Here is a 22,531-nt window from a genome sequence, read left to right on the forward strand (position 1 = left end):
GGGGGAACGCACCATCAGGTCCGGGGGGCCGTCCTGGCGGAATTTGAGGAGGCTCACGAGGAAGAGACGCGTCGGGGGTGAAGATGTTGCATGGGCGGCCCGACTTTTTCCGGGCGGGCCGTCTCCCGCTGGAACAGCGACAGCGTGATGCCGCGGACGCGCCACACACCGGCCTGCCGGAAGTGCCGCTGGAGGACGTCGACCTTCGCGCGGTCCCGCGGGACGAGGGACGGCATGCGCCAGGGCCCCTCCAGCAGCCAGACCCGGGTCGTCGCGGAGCCGGTCAGCCGGCGGCCGATCTCGGCGGGTTCGAACTCGGTGCCGCCGAAGTCGCCCGCCTGGGCGGGCGTCCGCCGCAGTGCGATGTCGCGCAGCCCGCGGAACTCGTCCGGGTACGCCTCGGCGACCGAACGCCGGTCCGCCGTGAGGAACAGGATCGCGTCGCCCGGCCGGGCCTCCCGCTCGACGATCGCCGCGGCCCCGCGGAGGTCGTCCCACCAGTTCTCCGGACGGCGCTGCTCGACGTGCAGCGGTGCCAGCAGGACGGCCATCGCGACGAGCGGCGCGATCCACGTCCGGTGGGGCAGCCGGGCGAGTCCCGCGGCGGCGAGCAGCGCCATGGCGGGGAGGCTGCCGATCACGTAGCGGTTCGTGTAGAAGGGATGGAACTGGGAGACCAGGAGCAGCACCGTCGCGGGCAGCAGCAGCCACGGCACGGCCAGGGCCCGCAGGCCGATCGGTCCGCGGCGCCGCGCCGTGAGCAGGCCCACCGCCATCGCCGCGCCGAGCAGGTACGCCACGATCGGGGGGCCGGTGAACGCCTCGGCCAGGTAGAGCGCGTCGCGCCATCCCGGGCGCGTCAGCCAGTCCAGGGCGTTGCGCTGGGTCACGGCCAGCGCGATCAGCGGGCTCACCGCGACGACCGCTCCCGCCGCGGCGGCGGACCACCGGCGCAGCAACGGCCTGGTGCGGCGCGCCAGCAGCAGGGTCGCCAGGTGGGCGGGCACGACGAGCAGGGCGAACAGATGGACCAGCCCCAGCAGGGCGATGCCCGCGCCGTACGCGGCGTACCGGCGCCGGGAGCCCCGTTCCGCCAGATCCACGAACATGACGGTCAGCCACACGGTGAGCGCCGCGACCAGGGAGTAGGACCGGGCCTCATGCGCGTAGTGGCTGGCGAACGGAGCCCCGGCGCAGAGCAGGCCGGCGACCAGCCCGACGGTCCCGGACATGATCCTGCGGCCGAGGACGGTGACGCCCGCCGCCGTGGCCGCGAACGCCGCGATCGATGGGATCCGCAGCGCGAACTCGCCGGCCCCGAAGACCTGCACGACACAGTGCATGAGCAGGTAGTAGGCGGCATGGACGGCGTCGATGTGCCAGGCGCACCACAGGATGTCGGGGGTCGAGCGGCGGGCTATCTCGGAGGTGATCGCCTCGTCACGCCACAACGGCAACCGTCCGGCGCCCCAGAGGCCCATCGCCAGCGCCGGCAGGGCGGGCACCGAGGGAAGGAGCCAGGCCCTCCGCCGCCCTCCCCCCGCCTCCCCTCGCCGACCTGCGTCTTCGGTGGGCGGGACGGGACGCTCGGCCGTGGCCGGGCGTTCACCGAGCAGAAGATCCAGTTTTGAGTCCACGCCAAGAGACGCAGGGAGCCCCGCGATGTTGCATCCCCCGGCACCTGTTTTCGATCAGTCGCGAGCGGTGTGTGGGCGTCCTCGGGTCAGGAAGGGAGGCCCAGGGCCCGGGCGGCTGTGAGGGCGATGTTGGACAGGCTGGTGGCGTCCGGCAAAGCCCGGGGTCTCGACGGCGACCCCGGGGCGTGGCTGAGGACGGGGACGAACTCCCTGGTGTGGAACGGGTGGCCGATCGTCGGATCGTTGCCGTGGTCCCCGGTGACGATCAGGTGGTCGCCGGGACGCATGGCATCGAGGAGCGGGGACACCCCGGCGTCGATCTCCTGCAGGAGCGACGCGTATCGGTGGGCGTCCTGCTGGTGCCCGGCCAGGTCGGTCTCCTGGACGTTCGCCACGACGAGAGCGCTGTCCGTGCGGGTGAGGGCCGTGAAGGTCTCCTTGAGCACTTCGGCGGTCTCGACGGCCGGGCGCCGCACGGCGTCCGGGCACACGATGATGTCGGCGGCCTTCCCGACGAGGGTCACCGGGATGCCCGCCGCGGCGGCGCGCGAGGGAAGCTGGCGGGTGTGGTCGATCCGCACGCCGAGGTGGGCGACCTCGAGGCCGTCGTTGACGTAGAAGCCTGAGGCGGGGGTGTCGAGGCCCGCCGTGCCGTCCGCGCCCGACCGGACGGAGCGCAGGAGCGGTCCGGTGCTGTGACCTCCGACCGCGATCACCCGGGCGGTCGGGGCGACTCCGCGCACCGTCCGGGCGATGGCGAGGACCTCCTCGAACGGCAGCTCGTCCAGCCGGGCGCTCACGTTCCAGGTGAGACCGGGATCCGCCTCCAGGTTGTCGCCGACGACGGCGTGTCCGTCCACGAGGAGGACGGGCAGGCCGTCCAGGGCGCGTGCCTCGTGACCGGCCGACCGCAGGGCGGACGCGACGGTGTCGAGGTGGTCGGCGAAGCGGGCGAGGGCCGTCCCGCTCATGTCGGTGCCCATCATGGTCTGGTGGCCGGCGAAGGTGTCCGCGCCGGGATAGCCGAGGGCGGAACGTCCGGCGGCCGCGCCGGGGAGGATGGGGTGGTCCAGGCTCTCGTGCGGGTGCAGCAGTCCGAGGCCGAGAGCCGCAAACGCGGGAAGGCGTGGAGCGCCGTTCGCGGCGTCCAGGACGTGGCCGAGGGTGTGCGCGGCGGCGTCACCGGGACGGAGGGCGGCGGCGTCGGGCATGGCGCCGATGCCGAGGCCGTCGATGACCAGGATGACGGCGCGGCTCACCAGGGCCGCCCTTGGGAGTCCGCGAGGCCGAGGAGGCGAGGCTTGCCGGAGGCGACGCCCTGGACGGCGCCGACCGTGCTGCGGGTCACGAAGATCTGCGTGCGGAAGGCCAGGACGACGGTGTCGCCCACCCGGAGCGGCGGTCCCGAGGACGGGGCGCCGAGCAGGCGGTAGTAGTCGATGTTCTCGGGCGGCGCGGGCTCGACCGGGAGGGTGAGGGGTTCGCCGCTGCCGGGGAAGACGAGGGCCACGTCCGGCCGGCCTCGCGGGTAGAAGCCGCCGCCGAGGATCGCGGGCCGGCCGTCCGGCAGGATGTGCGCGATCTCGGAGACGTAGACGAGCGCGGGGATCTCGGGCTGGTCGAGGTCGGCGGCGTGCAGCGGGGTCGTCCCGGTGAGGGCATGACCTGGCTCCCCGTGCGTGACGCCGTGGGCGGCCAGCAGGGGGATGCTCGCGGCGGCCGTCACGCTGGGCGCGCTGATCGAGCGGATCGGCGACCCGGCCACGGCGAGGCGGGACCTGGCGGTCAGCAGGGTCCGCAGGTTCGGGGTCGGGGTGATGGCTCCGGCCGACTCGTCGTAGAGCAGGCAGGGGAAGGAGGTGACGCCCTCAAGGGAGACGGCGTCCAGGTCGCCGACCTCGGCGGCGAACTTCTCGATGTCGGGCAGGGGGACGCCGCCTTCCTGCCCGGGGTAGATGTGGTCGGTCGCGGCGACCACGCGGGCCAGGAGCGGCTGGGTGATCCCGAGACGGGCCGCCGCGGCGGACACCGCACGGGCCTGCTCGACGCCGAAGACGGTGACATGCTCGGGACGCCACGACAGCACCTCGTCCACGGCGCCGATCGGAAGCTGGACCAGGTGGCCGACGTTGCCGAGCCGCGCCCCGGCCCGCCGGACCGCGTGGGCGTCGCGAAGGTCGATGGCGGCGGCGTCCGGCAGGTGCCCGGCCACCGTCCTGATCACGTAGGGGTTGCGTCCCACGTGCTTGAACACCGGCCACAGCCGGACGCCGTGGGCGGCGGCCACGGCTGCGAGCGCGGCGGTGTTGGCCGCGACGGCGTCCAGGTCGACCAGATACGTGTCGGGCGGGACGAGCCCGTCGCGGTGGAGCCCGACCGCGGCGTCCACGAGCCGCGGGTTGCGCGCCGTCGTCGCGGTCAGGAACACCGGACCTCCCTCAGCGCGCTGCCCAGGATCCTGATGACGAGGTCGGCTCCCGACCGCATCGGGTTGATCCGGATCGTCCAGTCGGCCAGTTCGGGGGAACCCGCCAGGAAGGTCTCGGAGAGGCGGTAGAAGAGCGGGGCGATCTCGTACCGGGAGTTGGATCCGACCGGGTAGGGAGCCGCCCCGTACCCGGCCGCGGCCTCGATGACCTGCCGGGCGACCGGGGCGTCCAGCCGGACGAGCACGCACCTGTCCTGGGCGTTGGCGATGCGCACCTGGGCCACGCCGGGGACCTCGCCCGCGCCGAGCCGTTCCGCGATCTCGGTGATGGCGGCGGACTGCACGGCCCACAGGACGGGGACGTGGGTGAGCGCGCGCAGAGCGTCGAGCGCCTGCGGTCCTTGGACCTGCCCTCCCCCGGAGTAGTTGTCGGCGTGGATCCGGTCGACGAGGTCGTGGGAGCCGACGACCAGTCCGACGCCCTCGGGCCCGAGCAGCTTGAACAGCGACAGCGCCGACGCCTCCGCCCCCATCTCGACACCGGCGCGCGGCGTGCGGAACGCCGCGTAGTTGTCGTCGACCAGGGCCCGCACGCCCAGGTCCGCGTACCGGGCGATCACCTCGGCCGGATCGTAGGAGTCCTCCGGGCGCTGCCGCGAATGCTGGATGTAGACGTAGGAGGCCGCGGCCTTGGCGGCGGAGGAGTTGAAGTCGGTCTCGACCAGGTCGAGGCCCATCGAGCGGAAGGCCGTCGCGGTGGTCGCGTAGGCGGGCGCGGAATGCACGATCAGGGGGGCGCCCGGCTCCAGGGCCGCGGTCAGCATCGCCCTGATCGCGCCGCTGCCCGCGCCCTGGACGAGGGCCGCGGCGGGGGCGCCGAAGAAGTCGGCCAGGGCGGCCTCCGTCCGGCGGGTGGCGTCCGGCCGCCCCCACCGGGGGTCGACGCCGACATCGGCGGTGAACAACTGCCGCCCGTCGAAGTGGTCCGCCGCACATTCCAGGAGCCGGAATTGCCGGGCCGTCGCCTCCTCCAGCGAGACGGTCGGCAGCGGATGGGTCTCGCGCAGCTCCGGCGCGGTCATCGGGCCTCCCCCGAGGTCAGGAACCGGACGGGATTGTCGTGCAGCACCAGGCGCAGCGTCGGCTCGCCGACGCCCGCCGCGGCGAGCCGCGGCACGAAGGAGTCGAGGACGGCGCCGTACCCGCCGCCGCCGTTCGCCTTCAGGTAGCCGGCCCTGGAGACGTCGTTGCTGAGCAGCAGCCGGTCGGCGTGCCCGGCCTCGATCAGGTCCAGAGCCCGCCGGAGCCGCACGCCGTCGCTCTGGTAGGACGACTTGCCGACCGTGTCGAACGCGACGTACGCGCCGGCCTCGGCGAGCTTGCGGTGGGTCGCCGCGTCGTCCAGCAGGTCCTGGTGCCCGATGCTGATCCGATGGGGCGCCAGCCCCTCGGAGGCCAGGACGTCGAGCTGGACGAGCCCGCCCCGGCCCAGGTGGGCGTGGGTGGCGACCGCCAGCCCCGAGCGGACGGCGGCCGAGGCCGCGGCGCGGAGGCAGCGCTCCTCGTCCCGGGAGGGCCGCTCGCCGCCCGTGCCGACCTCGCCGATCACGCCCGGCCTGATCCCGGTGCCGTCCAGGCCGTCCTCGATCTCGGTCAGCAGCCGCCGTGTCAGGTCGGCGGTGCTCGACCCGGCGACGTAGGACGGGTGGAAGGCGCCGTGGTAGAACCCGGTCGCGGCCACCACCGCCACTCCGGCCCGCTCGCTGATCCGGGCGAGCGCGGCGGCGTCCCGCCCCATGCCGAGGCAGGTCAGCTCGACCACGACCGCAAGGCCGTGCGAGCGACGCAGCTCCGCCAGTTCGCCGCCGACCGCCGCCTCGTCGTCGAGCGACGCCGCCGGATCCGGTGCGCGTCCGCGCGGCCCGCGCAGGTCGAGGCGCAGGTGTTCGTGGACGAGCACCGGTCCGCGCGGTGCCGGGACCTCCCCGAGTACGGTCCTCAGCCTCATGTCAGCCCTTCAGCGGAGTGAACAGGTCGAGCCAGTGCAGGACGTTCAGCACGATGCCCGCGACGACGACGGCCGCCGGGCCCGCCGCGAGCCGGACGATCGGCCGTCCGATCGACTCGTTCAGCAGGTAGAGCCCGCCGACGAGGGTGATCCCGAGGCCGCCGCCCATCTTCGCGGCGGCCGCGATCGCGCCGAACAGGATGGCGATCTCCAGCGTCTTGCCGATCGCGCTGCGCAGGTGGTCGGAGGCGTCCCGGATCGACGGGAGCATCGTCAGCCCCTTGCCGATGTAGGACAGCGCGAGGACCTCCACCGTGAACAGGACGGCGCCGCCGACCGCCGCCACGGCCGCGTTCGGCGCCAGGTACGCCAGCGGGTAGACGAAGGTGAAGCCGACGATCTGGTACGCGCCGCTGGCCAGCGCGGTCGTCGCGATGAGCGGCAGGAAGCCGAACGCCCGGTAGAAGTCGACCTGGGCTGCCTCGCCGTAGTCGCCCTTGGCCACCAGGAAGCTCGTCGCCTCGCCCCCGCCGAAGATGTGCATGTTGACCACCGCGGCGAGGACGGCGCCGAGCAGCGCGAACCAGGGCAGGTGCCGGCGCAGCCGCTCGGCGTTGGCCCCGAACAACGAGGCCATCGGGTCCGCGGCGGGCTCGTCGTCCGCCTTCCCCTCCACCGGGATGCGCGCGGCGCCGGGCGCGTCGGCGGGCCTCGGCGGGGCCGCGGCGGCGCGCCGGGCCCGCAGGTCCTTGGCCAGGGCGAAGCCGAGCAGCATCAGCACGCCCACGGCCATGGCCAGCGCGCCCGGGAACTGGTCCGGCCAGACCTTCATCGAGATCACGACGATGGTGATCTCCACGGTGAAGGTGACCGCTCCGCGCACCCGCCCGAACTGGCTCGCGATCGCGATGACGGGGAACAGCAGGAACAGGAAGAGGATCGGCGTCGCCATCTCCTGCATCGCCGTGAGGAAGTCCACCGGCAGGTCGTGCGCCGCGTTGTTGGCTCCCGACAGCCCGAACACCACGACCGCGCCCCAGGCCCCGCCCAGGATCGGCGCCAGCCACCGGCGCGGCGCGAGCAGGCCGAGGATGTCGGTCGGCAGGAACAGCAGCCACGGGTTGAGCACCCCCGTCGACAGCGCCATCGGGGCCCCGAGCCCGAAGACGAAGCCGGCCGACAGGCCGAACGAGACCGCGGTCATCTCGCCGCGCCTGGTGTTGCCGCGGATGAAGTCCAGCAGGAAGGGGCGGGCGCCGTCGTTGAAGACGGCGAGCGCCATGTTCGAGATCAGTGCGGTGAGCGCGCAGAGGGCGATGACGGTCAGGCTCTGCGCCGGGGAGAAGTCGAGCTTGTCCGCCGCCGCGGGGGTGTAGAGGGCATAGGGCATGGCTGCCTCCGAGGGGAAACCGGTCAGGACGGGCGGGTCACCCGTTCCGCCGCCGTTCGTGGATGGCCCCGGCCAGGATCGGGACGACCTGGTCGATCTGGTCGATCGAGAAGCCGAAGGCGACCCTGCCCTCGGCGATCGCGGCTTCGGCGTCGGCCTCGGCGGCCTGCCCCCGGCCGAAGGTGAAGCACCGGGCCGCGCCGAGCAGCCCGACGAGCACGCCCAGGGAGCCCCCTGCCCCGGTGTGGCACGTTCCGATGTAGTAGTCGGCCTGGCCGGCCATCAGCCGGGTGGCCGCGTCCATGTCGTTGGTCACGACGACCTCGAAGCCGCCGATCTCCTCGAGCCTCTTCGCCACGTCGACCTTGCCGACGCCCCCCACCAGGATCTTCGTCATCGCATCGCCTCTCGTTGTCGTAGCAGGGCCAGGTGCAGAGCGAGGAAGCGGACCTCCTGACCGGGCAGGACGACGTCCAGCGCGGACTCGGCCCGCTCCGCCAGCGCCGCCGCCTGCTCCAGCGCGTCCGGGTGGCCGGCCAGCTCCGCCCGCACGGTCTCGTCGGCGGCGAACTCGGTCAGTGCCCCGCCGTCGCGAGAGCGCTGCAAGGCCAGGAGGAGATGGCTGGTCAGCGTTCCCGCGCTCTCCTCGGTGATCTCGCTGCCCGCCGCGTCGAGCACGTCGAGCTCGGTTCGTACGAAACGGCAGATCTCGGGCGCGACCTGCCCGGTCCTCTCGAAGATCTCCAGCCGCTCGGCCAGCTGCCGGTCCATGGGACGGCCTCCTCTCAGGGCGGATCAGTACGAAGGCAGCCGGTCGCCGGACAGCACGGCCTGCTGCGTCCGGGTCACGAGCTCGGCGGAGAGGCGGTCGCGCACGGCTTCCAGGGCCGGGGAGTCGCCGGCGCGGACGGCGAGGACGGCGCGGGAGTTCCGGTCCGCGAGGCCGGTGGAAGTCACCTCGTCGAACGGGATGGTCGTGACCTCCTCGTCGATGTGCTGGTGGACCTCGTCGAGGTTCCACACCGTCGCGTCCACCTCGCCCCGGCGGAACAGCTCACCGAGCTGCATGTACGACGTCTCGACGTACCGGACGGGCCGTTCCGCGAAGACCAGCCGGGTGAGCCGCTGCTGGTCGGCGGAACTGGTGTCGACGGCGACGGCCAGGCCCGGATCGTCCAGCGACGTGCCCGCCCGCAGCAGCACGCCGTGCGCGCCGACGAACGTGCGGGGGCCGAGGTCGGCGAGCTGGGCGATCGGGCAGTCCGCCCCGAACTCCTCGAACGCCAGCCGGGACACCACGATGAGATCGACCTTGCCGGCCAGCAGCGCGTCCAGCCGGGCCTGCGCGCCCCGCATGAACGTGAGCGCGAACGGGATCTCCGCCTGCTCGAACGCCTCCCGCAGCCCGGTCGCCAGCCCCTCGTAGCGGCGCGAGTACGGCAGCGGCATCGCGGCGAGCATCGTCCCGAGCCCGGCCAGCTTCCACAGACCGGTCCGGTCGACGGCCCGCAGGTACGTGCCGAGGTGCCCGCGCGCCTCGGTCTGCACCGCGCCCGTGCTCTCCAGCAGCTGCAGGGCCGCCTGCACCGTGCCGTTGCCGACACCGAGCCGCTCCGCATAGTCGCGGATCCTCGGCAACCGCGAATCCGGCTGCTGATTGAGCAGTTCGGCTGCCAATTGCCGGGCGGCCATCCCGTTCCGTGTAAGGAACCGTGCGTCCAACATGCACCGAACAATAACCAGGATCCTGTACAAGGGCAATGGGTGACCGGGAACCCGCTGGGCGAGCCACTACGGTCCGCCGACGCGGCGCTGCCTGCCTTTCCTGCCCGGACACGACGGACCCCGCTCCCGTCCGAGGACGGGAGCGGGGTCTGTGGCGAGGATCGGGGGGCTGGGAGGGATCACCCGGACGGGGCTCAGCCGAGGGGCTTCGGGGCGCCCTTCTTGCCGGGGCCGTGGCCCCAGGACAGCACCTCGTACTTGACGCCCTTCAGGTGGCCCGCCGAGGTGCCGGTGTTGTACTTGCTGCTCGGCTTCTTGCCGTCCACCAGGTGGCGGAAGGTGTAGGTGTCGAGGTCGAGCATGACGCCGCGGTGTGACGGCTCGCCCGGCCCGCGGTCGCCGACGAAGCCGGTGACGGTGCGGCCCTTGTAGGACACCTTGACCTTGGTGTGCATGGGCCAGCTCGGGCTGGCGAACAGGCCCTTCTGCATCGGCTTGCCGCCGGCGGGGGCGCCGGTGTCGCCGTTCACGCCCGAGCCGTCGTCCCAGAAGTAGGACGCGGTGGTGCTGCCCGACAGGACGCCGTGGCCCTTCGGAGCGCCCTTGCCGGGGGCATGGCGCGGGGCCTTCGCGTCGTGCTGCCCGGCCACCGGCTGCCCGGTGACCTGCTTCCCTGTCACCTGCTTCGCGGTCACCGGCTTCCCGGTCACCTGCTTCCAGGTGACCTGCTCACCGGTCACCTGCTCCCCCGCCACCGGCTTCCCGGCCATCTCCTGCCCGGCGACCAGCTGGCCGGTCATCTGCCGGCCGGTGACCTGCTGGCCGGTGACCTGCTGGCCGCTGACCTTGTGCGCCGTCGGGCTGTCCGCCAGGGCTCCCTGGGCGGTCCCGACCGCCACTCCCGCGACGAGCGTGCCCGCGAGGGCGGTACTGATGAGGGCGACTCGCTGCTGCATGTTCATCCTTTGCTCGGTGGTCCGGGGCGCCGGGTCGCGCCTTCGGGCGTGTGGGGCTCGCCGTTCGGGCATGACGGACCCGGCGCACGGCACGTGGCGTGCTCGCGACGTGGGTGTGATCGCGCGGAGGGATGGAGAAAGGGGGGAGCACCGTTGGACGGTGCGGGGCTAGGGGGCCGCTGAGCGGCCCGGGCTCACCGGTACTGGGGGTAGCCGTAGCCTGCGACGGTGGAGGTGTCGCGGACCTTCTGCTTCACCGCGTCACCGGTGTTGCCCTCGATGGTCTTGATGGTGCCGTCGTGGTTGTCCTTCACGACGATGCCGACGTGCTCGACACCCTTGACGCCGCCGCCGTTCCAGGCGAAGAAGACCACGGCGCCGGGCTTCGGGGTCTCGCCGAAGCGGCCGGTCTTCTTGAACCACTTGGCGTGGCTGACGGTGTAGGCGTCGGCGCCCATGCCCTTGGTGCCGGTGTTCTGGCCCAGCCAGGACACGAACATGTCGCACCAGGACTGGCCCTTGTAGACCGAGGCGCTCTTGGCGCCGATGCGGTGGGCGTTCTGCTCGCCCAGCGGCGAGCCGGCGTACCAGTCGTTGAACTTGCTGTTGCCCGAGGCGTCCTCGTGGGTGCCGACCTGCGTGCGGGCGAGCTTGATGACGTCCTGTGCGGAGGCGCCGACCTCGGCGCTCTGGCCGCCGGCCTTGGACGCGGGGGCGGCCTGCGCGGTGTTCGCGGGCTTGGTGTCCGCCTGGGCGGACGGGGCCAGGGAGGTGAACCCGAACACACCTGCCAGGGAGAGGACGGCTCCGGCGGCGACGCGGGTGCCCATGCGCTTGGGCAGGCGGATATTACGAGCGGTCATGCAAGGTTCTCCTGAGTTCTTCCAGTCCGCCTACCGGGTTAGCTGTCGGGTTCGGGCGTGGAAGTGGCCCTACCGCGGCCCCGCGCATGGCGGGGGTGCGGATTCACCCCGGTGTTTCGGTGGGTCCCCGGCTCCGCTCGGCCATGATCGGCTCTCTGCGGACTCGGCGGCGGACGTGCCGTGATCGGCCGTCCTGATGATCAGGGACTCGACGCGCCCTTCATGATCTGGTCGGGCGCTCCGTACGGGCTTCCCCGTCGGTTACACACTCACAACAGGTTCAAGCGACCCCATATTTCGTCAAGCACGCCCCAAGAACCCGTCCGACCTGCAAAGCCTCCCCAAAACCCCCTAAACGCAAGGCCTCCGGCCCAGTCAAGCCGAAGCATGATTTTTTGGCCGCACCTTCGCCCAGAGGGGTCAGCCCACACCCGACCGCCCAGGACGTTGCCTGAGATACGCCCATCACGCCACTGGTTGCCTTTAAGGCATCGACGAAGGTCTGAGCCAAGCGGACGCCAAGCGTGGAGGCGGACACACCTCGGCGTTTGCAGGCACCATCGGCCGGTGAGGCCGAAGCACGTGTCTCGGCGGCAGGCGAGGGGGCGCCTCACCGGCGTTGGCTTTGTGTGCGCGCCCAGGGTTAGACCGGCTGCACGGCGGCGTCCGGCTGACGGTGGAGTCGCTTGGTCCGCAGCAAGGGCCGGGCGAGCAGTGGCAGCATGCACACCGCGGCCGTAGCAGCGGCGGCGAGCATCGCTGCTCGCAGGCCGAACGTGGTGCCGACGAGTCCGGCGGCGGCTGAGCCGATGGGGAGCGTGCCCCAGGTGAGGAAGCGGTGGACCGCGGTCGCGCGCGTGGCCAGATCCGGCGGCGTGGCCAGATGCCGGATGGTGATGGCGTTGACGGCGAACATGCCCTGACCGATTCCGTTGACGAACGTGCCGGCGGCCAGCAGCACGCCCGGCCAGGGACCGGCGGACGCCGCGCCGATGGCCAGCCCGAGCACCGAGGGCACGCCGGCGATCGTCAGGGACGGCCCGATACCGAAGCGGTCCGCCATGGAGCGCGCCAGCAGACCGCCCAGCGGGAATCCGCTGCCGCCGACCCCGAGAGCCACGCCTAGCAGCCAGGCGTCCAGGCCGAGGTGCTCGACCGCGAACACCGCGAGGAGGGAGTCGTACATGGCGACGCCGAGGTTGTACAGCGCACCGCAGACCATGATCGGCCGCAGCACCGGATGCCGCGCCACGAACCGCAGCCCGTCAAGCACTTCCCTCCGCAATGGACGCCGTTCCACCGGGACCGCCAAGACCGGGTCGCGCTGCCCGATCAGTGCCAGGGTCAGCACGCTGACGAGGTAGCTACAGGCATCGGTGAGCAGCGCCCGAGCGGCCCCCACGCTGCTGACGACGACCCCGGCGATGCCCGGGCCGACGAGCAGCGAGGTGGACTCGGAGACCGAAAGCCGGGTGTTGGCGGCATGCAGCCGCTCGTCGTCTGCGATCAGCGTGGGCGTGTAGGACTGGTAGGCCACCTGGAAGAACACCATGCCGATCCCGGTCACCAGCGCCACCAGCAGCAGATGCGGCAGCGTCAGCACGTCCAGCCAGGCCGCCACCGGCAGTGACAGGACGGCCAGGGCGCGCATGAGGTCCGCGCCGAGCATCGATCGCCGCATCCCCAGCCGCGCCACCCAGACCCCGGCCGGCAGCCCGATCAGCAGGAACGGCAACCTGCCGAGCGCCGCGAGGACGGCGATCTCCATCGTGCCGGAGTGCAGTTCCTGAAGCGCGGCCAGCGGCAGCGCCAGCAGAAAGACCTGATCCCCGACCAGGCTCACACTCTGCCCGGCCCACAGCAGTCGAAAGTCTCGCCACGACCGGCGGTCGGACGACACGGAGATCTCACTCGGCATCGCACCAGCATCATGGCCGCGACCACACCACAGAAGTGGCGCAAATGCCTACGACCGCCAATATCTCGCCACGAGACACTGGACTTCTCCACTCCACCCGCCCCAGCCAACGCGCCGACCCCGAACGCGTCCATGCCGACCGGGTCGGGGTACTGCTGGTCGAACTCGGGCACCTGGCAGACCCAGCGCGGCGTCGTCGGCGGGCTCGGCGTCCAGACTGGACAGGCCGATCGTCATCGGGGTGGTGGCGTCGAAGCGCCGCCGGCGACGCCCCCGCGCGGAAATGGCATTCTCAGGGCACCGCGAGGAAGACCGTCACCGCGTGGCGATGGCATTGGCCGCCTCGATGAAAACGTCGACGAGCAGGCGCAACGGGCCGGTTGTGGACTTCGGGCCGCCAGCGGCATGGGGGCGACACCAGAATGGCCAGCATGCGCAACGGCAAGGTCTGGTGGCCATGGCTGGCGGTCCTGGCGGCAGTGGTCGGCGTCCTGGTCCTGGCATGGGTGACGTTCACCCCGCTGACCGACAACGGGGGGTTACAGGTCTCGGCGAACCGTGCCCAACTGACTGGCGGGTTCGTGTTGGCCGCCGCCGTGCCGTTGGTCCTTGCATTGCGGTGGGCCCGACAGCGTTCCCGCGAGCTGGTCGCCGCTGCCGTCCCCGGCCCCGAGGTCGTGGCGCGCGCCAAGGAGTTGCTGGCCGGCTTGGTGGCCGAGCAGTGGGAAGACGAGGCACGGCGGCGGTCGCTGGATGACCCTTACCCGATCCCTGTGCGCTGGCGCACACCCGCACCCGACGCACACACTCCCGCGGTCATGGACCATCCCGACCTCATCGACCCCACCACCGCAAGCACAGGCCGAGTGTGGTGGACGGCCTCCAGCAACCACATCGCCGCTCTCTCCGTCCGGTTCCGCCGCACCCGACGGGGCCGACTTGTGATCCTCGGCAAGGCAGGGACCGGCAAGACCACCCTGGCGATACAGCTGCTGCTGGATCTACTGGCCACCCGCACCACCGGTGAACCGGTCCCGGTGCTGCTGCCGGTGGCCGGCTGGGACACCGAGCAGTTTCCGCGCCTCCACGACTGGGTCGCCGACCGGCTCGCCCGCGACTACCCGGCACTGCGCTCACCCGACCTGAGCACCGGCGCGGCGCACGCGCTGACCGGGCGCGGGCACGTGCTGCCGGTCCTGGACGGGCTGGACGAGTTGCCCCCACCCGCCCAGGCCAACGTGATCTCTGCTTTGAACCGGTCGCTGGGCGGCGACGACCAGCTCATCCTCACCAGCCGCACCACCGAGTTCACCACCGCCATCACCGCGGCCGGAGACGTGGTCAACTCCGCCGCCGTGCTGGAACCACTCCCGCTGTCCCCGGCGGCCGCCGCCGACTACCTCACCCACTGTCTGCCGCCCTCCCCAGGACCCGCCTGGGAACAGACCCTGACCGCACTACGCACCACACCCCCCACCGACCTGACGCCACTCCAACAGGTGCCGCCCGGGCCGGCCGGGGTGCTGGCCCGAGTGACCGCCACCCCGCTGGGCCTGTGGCTGTTGCGCACCGTCTACACCGCGCCCGGCACCACCCCCACCGACCTGACTGACCCCGCCCTCTTCCCCACCCCGGCCGCACTCCAAGCCGCCCTGTTCGACCGCCTCATCCCCGCCTTGATCACCACTCGCGAGCCCAGGAAGGATTCTGCCGAGCCGTTCCGGCCCCGTCACCGCCACGATCCCTGCGACACCCGCCGCTGGCTGGGCTACCTGGCGCACCACCTCATCAATCAAACCGATTCCTCCGGCGGTCAGGAGGGCGGCCAAGAAACCCGTGACTTCGCCTGGTGGCGCCTGGCCGCCACCACCCGCGCCATGACCCTCACCACTCAACTCGCCCTCACAGTCACCATCACCCTCTCGCTCGCGCTCATGTGGGGACTGATGACCGGATTCGTGGACTGGGTCGAAAATCGGTACTTTGAGGAGAAGGATCAGTTCCTGGGAGGTTTCCCGCTCGGGATACTGGGGCTGGCGTTCGGGCTATTGGCCGGGGCCTACTTCGGGAGTCAAGTACGGCTCTGGGCGCGGGAGACGCCCGGATACGCCGATCTACGCATCCGAAACCGCCCTGCAGGACTCTTCCGCCCACTCGTGAAATATTGCGCGATCGGGCTCACAACCGCGCTCGCGTGCTGGCTCGCGCAGCCAACCGAGGACGGGACTTACGAGTCCAGCCTTCTAGTGATCGTTGCCTGGTATGGGCTCATATTCGGGGCTACAGCCTGGCTTCTCAAAATCCCGAATTGGGCGACCACACCGGCCTCGTCCACCCTCACCGTCGCGCCGATCGACAGTTGGCGCGCCGACCGGAACCTCAATCTCCTGCGCATCACCATCTGCGCACTCGCGGGCGGACTGTGTTTCTGGCCCACGGCTGTGCTCCTGGCCGCGCTCGCGGGCGACCTCGATACCTGGGGTGCTCTGACGTGGTCCGCTCAGACGCTCCTCCTCGCGCTCACCTGCGGACTGACGGTCGGGGTCGCCGGTAGGCACCGGGCCTGGTGGGCCTACCTGATCGCCACCAGAAAGCTGGCCCGGGCCGGCCGCCTGCCGCCTCAACTGATGCCGTTCCTGGATGACTGCCACCGCCTCGGCCTGCTTCGGGCGGTCGGCCCGATCTACCAGTTCCGCCACGCTGAACTCCAGGACCACCTCGCAGCCACCTACCAAGCCCCGCCGTAGTCGTGAAGGCGCCATCCGTTACTTTACGGAGCCGCTCAGTGGCCCGGTCCAGGCTGAGATCAATAGGGAGCAGACCGGCCCGCTGGTACAGGTCTGCCTCACGGCGAACCGCAGCATCGGCTCATGCTCGACTTCAACGACTATGGGAAGAAGGGAATATCTCTCGACGGCGGGCACGGTCTGTGGCCGTTCTCAGCGCGGATGTTCGCCGACCTTCCCGACCGTCCACCCAAGATGGAGAGAATTTCCGGCACCTTCTGCGAGGGCGGGCACATCGACAGGAAGGCCCTCTAGCAACTCTTCCCTAAGATGACGGGACTCTGCGTCCCATCCTCATTCCGGTCATCAGTGGCCTCTTTCATCCTCGGATGTCCTCGTAGCACGGGGATCGGGGTTCAGGCCGGTGAGTTTGTCCGGGTTGATCTGGAGGCGCAGGTTCTGGATGCCGTCCTCGGCGAGGTCGTAGGTCAGGGCGCCGAGGGGCCGGTCGTCGAGGGTGACGAGGATGCCGAGCTCGCCGTTGATGGTGGCCGGTCGCAGGGCGACGCCCGCCGAGACGGGCTTGGCCAGGACGCCCAGGAACCAGCGGGCGACGTTGTCGGGGCCGTGCACGGGGCGGAGGGCGGCGGTGACCTTGCCGCCGCCGTCGGACCACGCGGTGACGTCCGGGGCGAGGAGCTGCATGACGGCGTTCAGGTCGCCGCCCGAGCAGGCCGCGATGAAGCGGGCGGTGACCTTCTCACGCTGCGCAGGGTCGGCGTCGAAGCGGGGCCGGCGGGCCTGGACGTGGGTGCGGGCGCGGCGGGCGATCTGGCGGACGGTCGCCTCGGGCCGGTCGAGGGTGTCGGCGATCTCGGCGTGGGTGTAGCCGAAGACCTCGCGCAGGACGAAGACCGCGCGTTCGAGGGGGCTGAGGGTCTCGAGTATCACCAGCATGGCGGTGGACACGGTGTCGGCCAACTCGGTCTCCTGTGCGATGTCCGGGGAGGTCAGCAGGGGCTCGGGCAGCCAGGGGCCGACGTAGGTCTCGCGCGTGGCGCGGGCGGAGTTGAGCCGGTTCAGCGCCAGGTTGGTGACCATGCGCACCAGGTAGGCCCGCGGGTTGCGTACCGCGGTGCGGTCGGCGGCGTTCCAGTTCAGCCAGGCGTCCTGGAGGACGTCCTCGGCGTCGGCGACGCTGCCGAGCAGGCGGTAGGCGGTGCCGAACAGGAGCCGCCGATGCTCCAGATAGGGGTCTGATCCGGACATCTTCCTCATCCTCAGAGCCTCTCGGGTGTGCGCGCCGATGCCGGACGGCGGGCCGGGGCCGCCGTCCGGGCGGCGGCCGTGGCGAAACCCGCGCGCGCCATGGTCGAGGTCGCCGTCACGCCGGGTCCCCGGCGGTCAGGCGGCCGGTGTGCGGGTGGCGCGGCCGCCCCGGGACAAGGTCGCGCTGACGTTCATCCGCTTGCTGTACCGGTAGAGCTTCAAAGGGCTGCCGGAGATGGTCTCCTTGTACAGCACGGCGGCGCGGCCCTTGAGGTAGGCGCGGCGCGGGGTGTCGTCGGCGCGGGTGAACTGGATGACCGCGTCGCGGCGGCCGAGGCTGACCGGCTGGTGGACGTAGCCGAACCGGAACGGCTTCACCGAACGGCCGCGCAGCAGCCGGGCGATGGCGTCGGCGGTGTACTGGGCGGTGGGGAGCCCGCTCTGGCAGGTGCCGTGGATCGGTCCCCAGGCCATCCGGGCCGCGGCGGCGTCGCCGACGGCGTGGACGTCGGGGTGCGAGACCGACCGCAGGGTCGCGTCCACCTGGATCAGACCGTGCTCGTCCACGGCGATCCCCGCCTGCGCGGCCAGCTCGGGGACCGTGACTCCAGTGGTCCACAGGCACGCGTCCGAGGCGACCGTCCGGCCGTCGTCCAGCTCGACGGCGTCGGGCAGCACCTTGGCCACGCCCGCTCCCGTCCGGACGGTGACGCCGAGCCGGTCGAGGGCATTGCGCATGTACGCCTGGGCTTTGGCGCCCATCATCGCGCCGGGCTCCCCCCGGCTGATCAGGGTGACCCGGGCGCCGGGGTGGGCCTCGGCGATCTCGGCCGCGGCCTCGACGGCGGTCAGCCCGCCGCCGCACACCGCGATGGTGCCGCGGTCCGCGGCGACCTCGCGCACCCGTGCCGTGAACCCCGCGCTCCTCGGCCCGTCAAGGGTGAAGGCATGCAGGTCGGCGCCGGGGACCCGGGTGACGTCGGTCGCGCTGCCGAGCGCGTACACCAGGGTGTCGTACTCCAGCCGGTCCGCCTCCTCGTCGAGCACCACGACGCGGCGCTCGGGGTCCAGTGCGGTCGCCCTGCCCTGGACGAAGGCCACGCCGGTTCCGGCCAGCAGGTCGGGGATGCGGTGTTCGGTCAGCGGGTGACCGGCCGCGACCTGGTGCAGCCGCAGCCGCTCTATGAAGCGCGGCGAGGGGTTGACCAGCGTGATCTGCACGCCGGCCCGCCGGGTTCGGTGGGCCAGCCGTATCGCCGTCAGCATGCCGGTGTAGCCGCCGCCCAAGATGACGACGCGGTGCCCGGTGCCGCGCTGGGTGGTGTTCATCGCTTCTCACTCCCACGGTCGATTCCCGTCCGGCCCGATGCGCCGGCCGGTGACACCCATGGGACAAATAGGCCCAGCCCGTCCGTGACACCCCCAAATGTAATCCAAGTCACATCACGACGCCGGGCGCCAACCTGCCGCGGCGGCTTCCGCCACTGCGCCTAAAGGTGCGCCGCGCTGGGCGGCGTGGTGCAGCACCGCTGTTACGGGCGGCTCCTGGCCGAGGCGGGTGGCTGTCAGGACACGAAGTAGGTGGCGATGTGCTCGTGGACGTAGTCCGACAGCCGCTTGCAGGCGGCCTTGGACTCGGTGCCGACCCACTTGCCGTCCTCCAGGACGACGCCCCCGGCCACGAAGTCATTGATCGCGGAGAAGGTCATGAAGATCGCCATGTGGACGTCCACGCCGGGCCGGAACCCCGGGCGCCACCGGTCGATCAGCGGGCCGATGACCGGTGCGGTGTAGGTGTTCTCCAGGTCGCTGAGGTCGGCCGCGTCCGACAGCCACCGCTGCATCCAGATGCGCCGCAGTTCCGGGTGCTCCACGAGGTAGGCCAAGTAGCGGTCGGCCAGCAGGCAGAAGCCCGCGGCATCCGGGGTGTAGTCGGGACTGTCGATGTCCATGTGCGCGAGGAGACCCTCGACGCCCTCGGCGAGGACGCCGAGGTACAACTCCCGCTTGCCGCCGGTCAGTTCCTCGACGGCCTCCGAGGAGATCCCGACCGAATCACCGATCAACCGAAGGTCGGTGTTGTCATACCCCAGTTGCGCGAAGAGCCGGACGGCGACCTGCCGGATCTGCCGCCGCATCTCCTCCGCGCCGCGCTCGGTCATGACGCCCTCCCCCAAGGCCGTCAACGGCAGAGCCGCCGCGCTCGCCGCCGGTACCGCCCCACCGGCGGCGCACAGGTCCTCTACCGTGGCGATGACTTGCCCACTCATCGTATCCACGGCCACAGAGCGTCTTCAGTGGAGCCCCGGGCGGCGTGGAGAGCTTGGCCGAAGAACCCCTGGCCGTGTCAGTGAGTCGGGGTGTTCTCATGAACGCGCGGGGCCGGGCTCGCCGGCCGCGACGGCTCAGTGCTCCTGGTCAGCCACAGGCCCGTGAAGACGGCTGCGGCCAAGGTGACGACGCCGGCCACGACGAAGGCGCTGTTGAGCCCCTCCTCGAAGGAGGCGCCACCGGAGTCCCGGGTGCGGACGACGGCTCCGAGCACCGCCACGCCGAGGACCGCGCCGATCTGTCGGGTGGTGCTGCTGACGCCCGACGCCAGGCCGCCCTCCTGCGGGCTGACCGACTGGATGGCGGCGCCGGTCAGCGGCGACATGGTCAGGGCGAAACCGATGCCGACGACGGCCAGCCGCCACCACACGTTCGCGTAGCCGGTGTCGGCGTGCACGAAGCCCAGGGCCAGCAGTCCCAGCCCGGCCAGCGTCAGACCGACGGTGACCATGATCCGGAAGCCGTACCGGGCGGCGAACCGGCCCGCGAACGGGCTGACGACGACCATCGCGAGCGTGGCGGGCAGAGTCTGCACCCCGGCTCGCAGGATCGAGCTGCCCTGGACGTAGACGAAGAACTGGGAGAAGAAGAACGACGAGCCCATGAGCGCGAAGCCGACCACGGTCATCGCCGTGTTGGAGACCGTGAACAGGCGTTGCCGGAAGAGTCGCAATGGCAGCATCGGCGCCGGAACCCGCCCTTCGACGATCACGAAGACGGCGAGGATCAAGGCCGCGGCGGCGAAGCCGCCCAGGATCACCGGCGAGGTCCAGCCACGGGAGCCGCCCTCGATCAGCGCGTAGGTGAGCGCCCCCACGCCCAGGACGGACAGGGCCGTTCCCGGGACGTCGATCGCCGGCGCGCTCGGATTGCGGGACTCGCCCAGCGCGCGCAGGCCGGCGACCAGCAGGACCGCGCCGACGGGCACGTTGACGAGGAAGATGGCGGGCCAGCCGAACGCCTCCGCCAGGACGCCGCCGGCCAATGGTCCGGCGGCCAGGCCGATACCGCTGAATCCGGCCCACAGCCCGATCGCCCTGACCCGCTCCTGCGGAACCCGATACGCGGCGACCAGCAGGGCCAGCGAGGCGGGGCTCAGCGCCGCGGCCCCGACGCCCTGCAGCACCCGCCCGGCGATCAACCAGCCGATCGAGGGCGCGGCGGAGCACAGGACGGACGCGGCGGTGAACACCGCGACGCCGGCCAGGTACATCCTCTTGCGCCCGAAGCGGTCGGCGAAGACGCCGCCGGACAGCAGCAGCATGGCGACCAGCAGCACATAGGCGTCGACGATCCATTGCAGCCCGGTCAACTGGGTGTGCAGCCGCTCCTGCATGTCGGGCAGCGCCGCGCCGACGATCGTGTTGTCGAGCAGGACCATGAACTGCCCCAGGCAGGTCACCGTGAGCAACGCCGCCCGGTTCGGCACGGCCACCGGCGGTGCAGACTTCATCGCTCCTCCTAAAGCAGTCCTTCACTGCGTTAGGAATCTAGACAGTCTGTCCCGTAAACGCAACTGGGAGCTGCGCTAAGGTGGGGCCATGGAGGAGCGACGGCCGGCCCGGCGGCCCGGCGGGCGCAGCGCCCGCGTCCGGACGGCGGTGCACCAGGCCGTCACGGAGCTGGTGAGCGAGCGCGGCTACGGCGAATTCACGGTCGGTGACGTGGCGGCCCGCGCGGGCGTGGCCGACACCAGCGTCTACCGCCGGTGGGGCACCCTGGAGGCCCTGCTCACCGACGTGGTGCTCACGCGCCTGAACGCGCAGTCGCCGATGCCCGACACCGGAAGCCTGGCCGGTGACCTGCACGCCTACGCGGCCCAGGTGGCGCGCGAGATCACAGGACCCGACGGCCTGGCGGTGCTGCGCCTGACCGTCGCCCTGTCGAACAGGGGCGAACGGGGCCTGCGGGCGCGTGACGAGTTCCTCGCCGAACGCACCCGGTTCGTCCAGGCCATGCTCGACCGCGCCGGCGAACGCGGCGAGCATCCACCCGACGTGCTGGGCGTGCTCGACCACATCATGGCCCCGATGTACATCCGCGTCCTGTTCGGCGCGGGCCCCCTCACCCCGGACTACATCGCCGGGCTGGTCGACCGGCTGCTGGAGCGGACCTGATCTCCGCCTTCCGCCCGCGGTCCGCGAGCGCCGTCCTGGAATCTCGTGGGCGCCGAGATGGTTGGTGTCGGTGTGAAGAAGATCGGTTTTCTCTCGTTCGGTCACTGGAGTGACGGCGCGGGCTCGCGGACCCGGTCGGCGGCGGACGCACTGCTGCAGTCGGTCGATCTCGCCGTGGCCGCGGAGGAACTGGGTGCCGACGGCGCCTACTTCCGCGTGCACCATTTCGCCAGGCAGCTGGCCTCTCCCTTCCCGCTGCTCTCCGCGATCGGCGCGAAGACCTCGCGTATCGAGATCGGCACCGGGGTCATCGACATGCGGTACGAGAACCCGATGTACTTCGCCGAGGACGCCGGCGCGGCCGACCTGATCTCCGGTGGACGGCTGCAGCTCGGCATCAGCCGCGGATCCCCGGAACAGGTCGTCCACGGGTGGCGGTACTTCGGGTACGAGCCGTCCGAGGGCGAGACCGATGCCGACATGGCACGCAAGCACACCGAGGTACTGCTCACGGTGCTGCAGGGCAGGGGCTTCGCCGAGCCGAACCCGCGGCCGATGTTCCCCAACCCGCCCGGGCTGCTGCGCGTCGAGCCGCATTCCGAGGGGCTGCGCGACCGCATCTGGTGGGGCTCGGGCTCCAACGCCACCAGCGTGTGGGCGGCCCAGCTGGGCATGAACCTGCAAAGCTCCACGCTCAAGGACGACGAGACCGGCGAGCCGCTGCACGTCCAGCAGCGCAAGCAGATCGAGGCCTACCGGCAGGCGTGGAAGGACGCCGGACACCGACGCGAACCGCGCGTGTCGGTCAGCCGCAGCATCTTCGCGCTGACCAGCGACCTGGACCGCGCCTACTTCGGCCGGAACGCCGACTCGGACGACCACATCGGAATGATCGACGAGAACACCAGGGCCATCTTCGGACGCTCCTACGCGGCCGAACCCGACGTGCTGGTCAAACAACTCGCCAACGACGAGGCCATCCAGGCCGCGGACACGCTGCTGCTCACGGTCCCCAACCAGCTCGGCGTGGACTACAACGCACACGTCCTGGAGAACATCCTGACCCACGTGGCACCCGAACTCGGCTGGCGCTGAGGACCCGGCCGGCCTCGGCCTGAGAGTTCGGCCACCAGGACGCTTGGGGCGATCGAGCAAGGCGGCCG

At 71.5% G+C, this 22,531-nt stretch carries 20 protein-coding genes and 1 riboswitch; of the genes, 4 read left to right on the forward strand and 16 right to left on the reverse strand.

What is annotated here, in order from left to right:
• Positions 1–53: 53 nt before the first annotated feature.
• From K4S16_RS46635 to K4S16_RS38385, 12 genes are all read right to left on the reverse strand, one after another.
• Positions 54–1,505, reverse strand: a complete 1,452-nt coding sequence (locus K4S16_RS46635) for a glycosyltransferase family 39 protein (RefSeq protein ID WP_149263987.1) — start codon at positions 1,503–1,505, stop codon at positions 54–56.
• 218 nt (positions 1,506–1,723) lie between these two features.
• Positions 1,724–2,896 carry a phosphopentomutase gene (locus tag K4S16_RS38335; protein ID WP_149263988.1) on the reverse strand — a complete coding sequence of 391 codons (1,173 nt, stop codon included), beginning with the start codon at positions 2,894–2,896 and terminating at the stop codon, positions 1,724–1,726.
• On the reverse strand, positions 2,893–4,065 hold the full coding sequence (locus K4S16_RS38340; protein ID WP_149263989.1) for an alanine racemase: 1,173 nt from the start codon (positions 4,063–4,065) through the stop codon (positions 2,893–2,895). The genes K4S16_RS38335 and K4S16_RS38340 overlap by 4 nt, the downstream gene beginning before the upstream one ends.
• The gene (locus K4S16_RS38345) at positions 4,056–5,147 is read right to left on the reverse strand and encodes an aminotransferase class I/II-fold pyridoxal phosphate-dependent enzyme (protein ID WP_149263990.1); all 1,092 of its coding nucleotides are present in this window, start codon (positions 5,145–5,147) and stop codon (positions 4,056–4,058) included. Before K4S16_RS38345 ends, K4S16_RS38340 begins: the two co-directional genes overlap by 10 nt.
• Entirely contained in the window at positions 5,144–6,073 is a 930-nt protein-coding gene (locus K4S16_RS38350) for a phosphotriesterase (protein WP_149263991.1), read from the reverse strand. The genes K4S16_RS38345 and K4S16_RS38350 overlap by 4 nt, the downstream gene beginning before the upstream one ends.
• Before the next feature lies 1 nt (position 6,074).
• On the reverse strand, positions 6,075–7,463 hold the full coding sequence (locus K4S16_RS38355; RefSeq protein WP_149263992.1) for a YhfT family protein: 1,389 nt from the start codon (positions 7,461–7,463) through the stop codon (positions 6,075–6,077).
• A 37-nt stretch (positions 7,464–7,500) separates the two neighbouring features.
• Positions 7,501–7,860: a DUF2620 family protein gene (locus K4S16_RS38360; protein ID WP_149263993.1), complete on the reverse strand. Its 360-nt coding sequence runs from the start codon at positions 7,858–7,860 to the stop codon at positions 7,501–7,503.
• Positions 7,857–8,234 carry a PRD domain-containing protein gene (locus K4S16_RS38365; protein WP_149263994.1) on the reverse strand — a complete coding sequence of 126 codons (378 nt, stop codon included), beginning with the start codon at positions 8,232–8,234 and terminating at the stop codon, positions 7,857–7,859. Before K4S16_RS38365 ends, K4S16_RS38360 begins: the two co-directional genes overlap by 4 nt.
• Positions 8,235–8,258: 24 nt before the next feature.
• Positions 8,259–9,188, reverse strand: a complete 930-nt coding sequence (gene yhfZ, locus K4S16_RS38370) for a GntR family transcriptional regulator YhfZ (RefSeq protein ID WP_149263995.1) — start codon at positions 9,186–9,188, stop codon at positions 8,259–8,261.
• 194 nt (positions 9,189–9,382) lie between these two features.
• Positions 9,383–10,144, reverse strand: coding sequence for a hypothetical protein (locus K4S16_RS46145; protein WP_235037352.1), 762 nt, complete (start codon positions 10,142–10,144; stop codon positions 9,383–9,385).
• A gap of 194 nt (positions 10,145–10,338) precedes the next feature.
• The gene (locus K4S16_RS38380) at positions 10,339–11,007 is read right to left on the reverse strand and encodes a CHAP domain-containing protein (protein WP_149263996.1); all 669 of its coding nucleotides are present in this window, start codon (positions 11,005–11,007) and stop codon (positions 10,339–10,341) included.
• Between the two features lie 13 nt (positions 11,008–11,020).
• A riboswitch (cyclic di-AMP (ydaO/yuaA leader) is annotated at positions 11,021–11,186 on the reverse strand.
• Between the two features lie 464 nt (positions 11,187–11,650).
• Entirely contained in the window at positions 11,651–12,925 is a 1,275-nt protein-coding gene (locus K4S16_RS38385; RefSeq protein WP_149263997.1) for an MFS transporter, read from the reverse strand.
• 431 nt (positions 12,926–13,356) lie between these two features.
• Here K4S16_RS38385 and K4S16_RS38390 point away from each other — a divergent pair, with 431 nt between their 5' ends.
• Together K4S16_RS38390 and K4S16_RS44710 are read left to right on the forward strand one after the other, a co-directional pair.
• Entirely contained in the window at positions 13,357–15,672 is a 2,316-nt protein-coding gene (locus K4S16_RS38390; protein ID WP_149263998.1) for an NACHT domain-containing NTPase, read from the forward strand.
• Positions 15,673–15,795: 123 nt separating this feature from the next.
• Positions 15,796–15,966 carry a hypothetical protein gene (locus K4S16_RS44710; RefSeq protein ID WP_160161168.1) on the forward strand — a complete coding sequence of 57 codons (171 nt, stop codon included), beginning with the start codon at positions 15,796–15,798 and terminating at the stop codon, positions 15,964–15,966.
• Positions 15,967–16,017: 51 nt separating this feature from the next.
• Here K4S16_RS44710 and K4S16_RS38395 read toward each other — a convergent pair whose 3' ends face one another.
• The 4 genes from K4S16_RS38395 to K4S16_RS38410 all read right to left on the reverse strand — a co-directional run bounded on the left by K4S16_RS38395 (position 16,018) and on the right by K4S16_RS38410 (position 20,704).
• Positions 16,018–16,920: an RNA polymerase sigma-70 factor gene (locus tag K4S16_RS38395; protein WP_149263999.1), complete on the reverse strand. Its 903-nt coding sequence runs from the start codon at positions 16,918–16,920 to the stop codon at positions 16,018–16,020.
• A gap of 135 nt (positions 16,921–17,055) precedes the next feature.
• Positions 17,056–18,249: an NAD(P)/FAD-dependent oxidoreductase gene (locus K4S16_RS38400; RefSeq protein ID WP_149264000.1), complete on the reverse strand. Its 1,194-nt coding sequence runs from the start codon at positions 18,247–18,249 to the stop codon at positions 17,056–17,058.
• Positions 18,250–18,485: 236 nt separating this feature from the next.
• Positions 18,486–19,082, reverse strand: coding sequence for a TetR/AcrR family transcriptional regulator (locus K4S16_RS38405; RefSeq protein WP_149264001.1), 597 nt, complete (start codon positions 19,080–19,082; stop codon positions 18,486–18,488).
• A gap of 185 nt (positions 19,083–19,267) precedes the next feature.
• Positions 19,268–20,704: an MFS transporter gene (locus K4S16_RS38410; RefSeq protein ID WP_149264002.1), complete on the reverse strand. Its 1,437-nt coding sequence runs from the start codon at positions 20,702–20,704 to the stop codon at positions 19,268–19,270.
• Positions 20,705–20,792: 88 nt separating this feature from the next.
• Here K4S16_RS38410 and K4S16_RS38415 point away from each other — a divergent pair, with 88 nt between their 5' ends.
• Together K4S16_RS38415 and K4S16_RS38420 are read left to right on the forward strand one after the other, a co-directional pair.
• Positions 20,793–21,368 (forward strand): TetR/AcrR family transcriptional regulator, encoded by a 576-nt coding sequence (locus K4S16_RS38415; RefSeq protein ID WP_149264003.1) that lies wholly within the window; start codon positions 20,793–20,795, stop codon positions 21,366–21,368.
• 72 nt (positions 21,369–21,440) lie between these two features.
• The gene (locus K4S16_RS38420) at positions 21,441–22,463 is read left to right on the forward strand and encodes an LLM class flavin-dependent oxidoreductase (RefSeq protein WP_149264004.1); all 1,023 of its coding nucleotides are present in this window, start codon (positions 21,441–21,443) and stop codon (positions 22,461–22,463) included.
• The last annotated feature ends 68 nt before the right edge of the window (positions 22,464–22,531 follow it).

It is taken from the genome of Actinomadura sp. K4S16 (assembly GCF_008327685.1).
Taxonomy (GTDB): Bacteria; Actinomycetota; Actinomycetes; order Streptosporangiales; family Streptosporangiaceae; genus Spirillospora.

What these genes read in the sequence shown, in the direction of transcription:
- K4S16_RS46145 (WP_235037352.1), bottom strand. Translation starts at nt 10,144, where the DNA reads ATGCAGCAGCGAGTCGCCCTCATCAGTACCGCCCTCGCGGGCACGCTC.
- K4S16_RS38345 (WP_149263990.1), bottom strand. Translation starts at nt 5,147, where the DNA reads ATGACCGCGCCGGAGCTGCGCGAGACCCATCCGCTGCCGACCGTCTCG.
- yhfZ (WP_149263995.1), bottom strand. Translation starts at nt 9,188, where the DNA reads ATGTTGGACGCACGGTTCCTTACACGGAACGGGATGGCCGCCCGGCAA.
- K4S16_RS44710 (WP_160161168.1), top strand. Translation starts at nt 15,796, where the DNA reads ATGCTCGACTTCAACGACTATGGGAAGAAGGGAATATCTCTCGACGGC.
- K4S16_RS38355 (WP_149263992.1), bottom strand. Translation starts at nt 7,463, where the DNA reads ATGCCCTATGCCCTCTACACCCCCGCGGCGGCGGACAAGCTCGACTTC.
- K4S16_RS38385 (WP_149263997.1), bottom strand. Translation starts at nt 12,925, where the DNA reads ATGCCGAGTGAGATCTCCGTGTCGTCCGACCGCCGGTCGTGGCGAGAC.
- K4S16_RS38405 (WP_149264001.1), bottom strand. Translation starts at nt 19,082, where the DNA reads ATGACCGAGCGCGGCGCGGAGGAGATGCGGCGGCAGATCCGGCAGGTC.
- K4S16_RS38390 (WP_149263998.1), top strand. Translation starts at nt 13,357, where the DNA reads ATGCGCAACGGCAAGGTCTGGTGGCCATGGCTGGCGGTCCTGGCGGCA.
- K4S16_RS38360 (WP_149263993.1), bottom strand. Translation starts at nt 7,860, where the DNA reads ATGACGAAGATCCTGGTGGGGGGCGTCGGCAAGGTCGACGTGGCGAAG.
- K4S16_RS38350 (WP_149263991.1), bottom strand. Translation starts at nt 6,073, where the DNA reads ATGAGGCTGAGGACCGTACTCGGGGAGGTCCCGGCACCGCGCGGACCG.
- K4S16_RS38365 (WP_149263994.1), bottom strand. Translation starts at nt 8,234, where the DNA reads ATGGACCGGCAGCTGGCCGAGCGGCTGGAGATCTTCGAGAGGACCGGG.
- K4S16_RS38400 (WP_149264000.1), bottom strand. Translation starts at nt 18,249, where the DNA reads ATGAACACCACCCAGCGCGGCACCGGGCACCGCGTCGTCATCTTGGGC.
- K4S16_RS38415 (WP_149264003.1), top strand. Translation starts at nt 20,793, where the DNA reads ATGGAGGAGCGACGGCCGGCCCGGCGGCCCGGCGGGCGCAGCGCCCGC.
- K4S16_RS38410 (WP_149264002.1), bottom strand. Translation starts at nt 20,704, where the DNA reads ATGAAGTCTGCACCGCCGGTGGCCGTGCCGAACCGGGCGGCGTTGCTC.
- K4S16_RS38395 (WP_149263999.1), bottom strand. Translation starts at nt 16,920, where the DNA reads ATGTCCGGATCAGACCCCTATCTGGAGCATCGGCGGCTCCTGTTCGGC.
- K4S16_RS38380 (WP_149263996.1), bottom strand. Translation starts at nt 11,007, where the DNA reads ATGACCGCTCGTAATATCCGCCTGCCCAAGCGCATGGGCACCCGCGTC.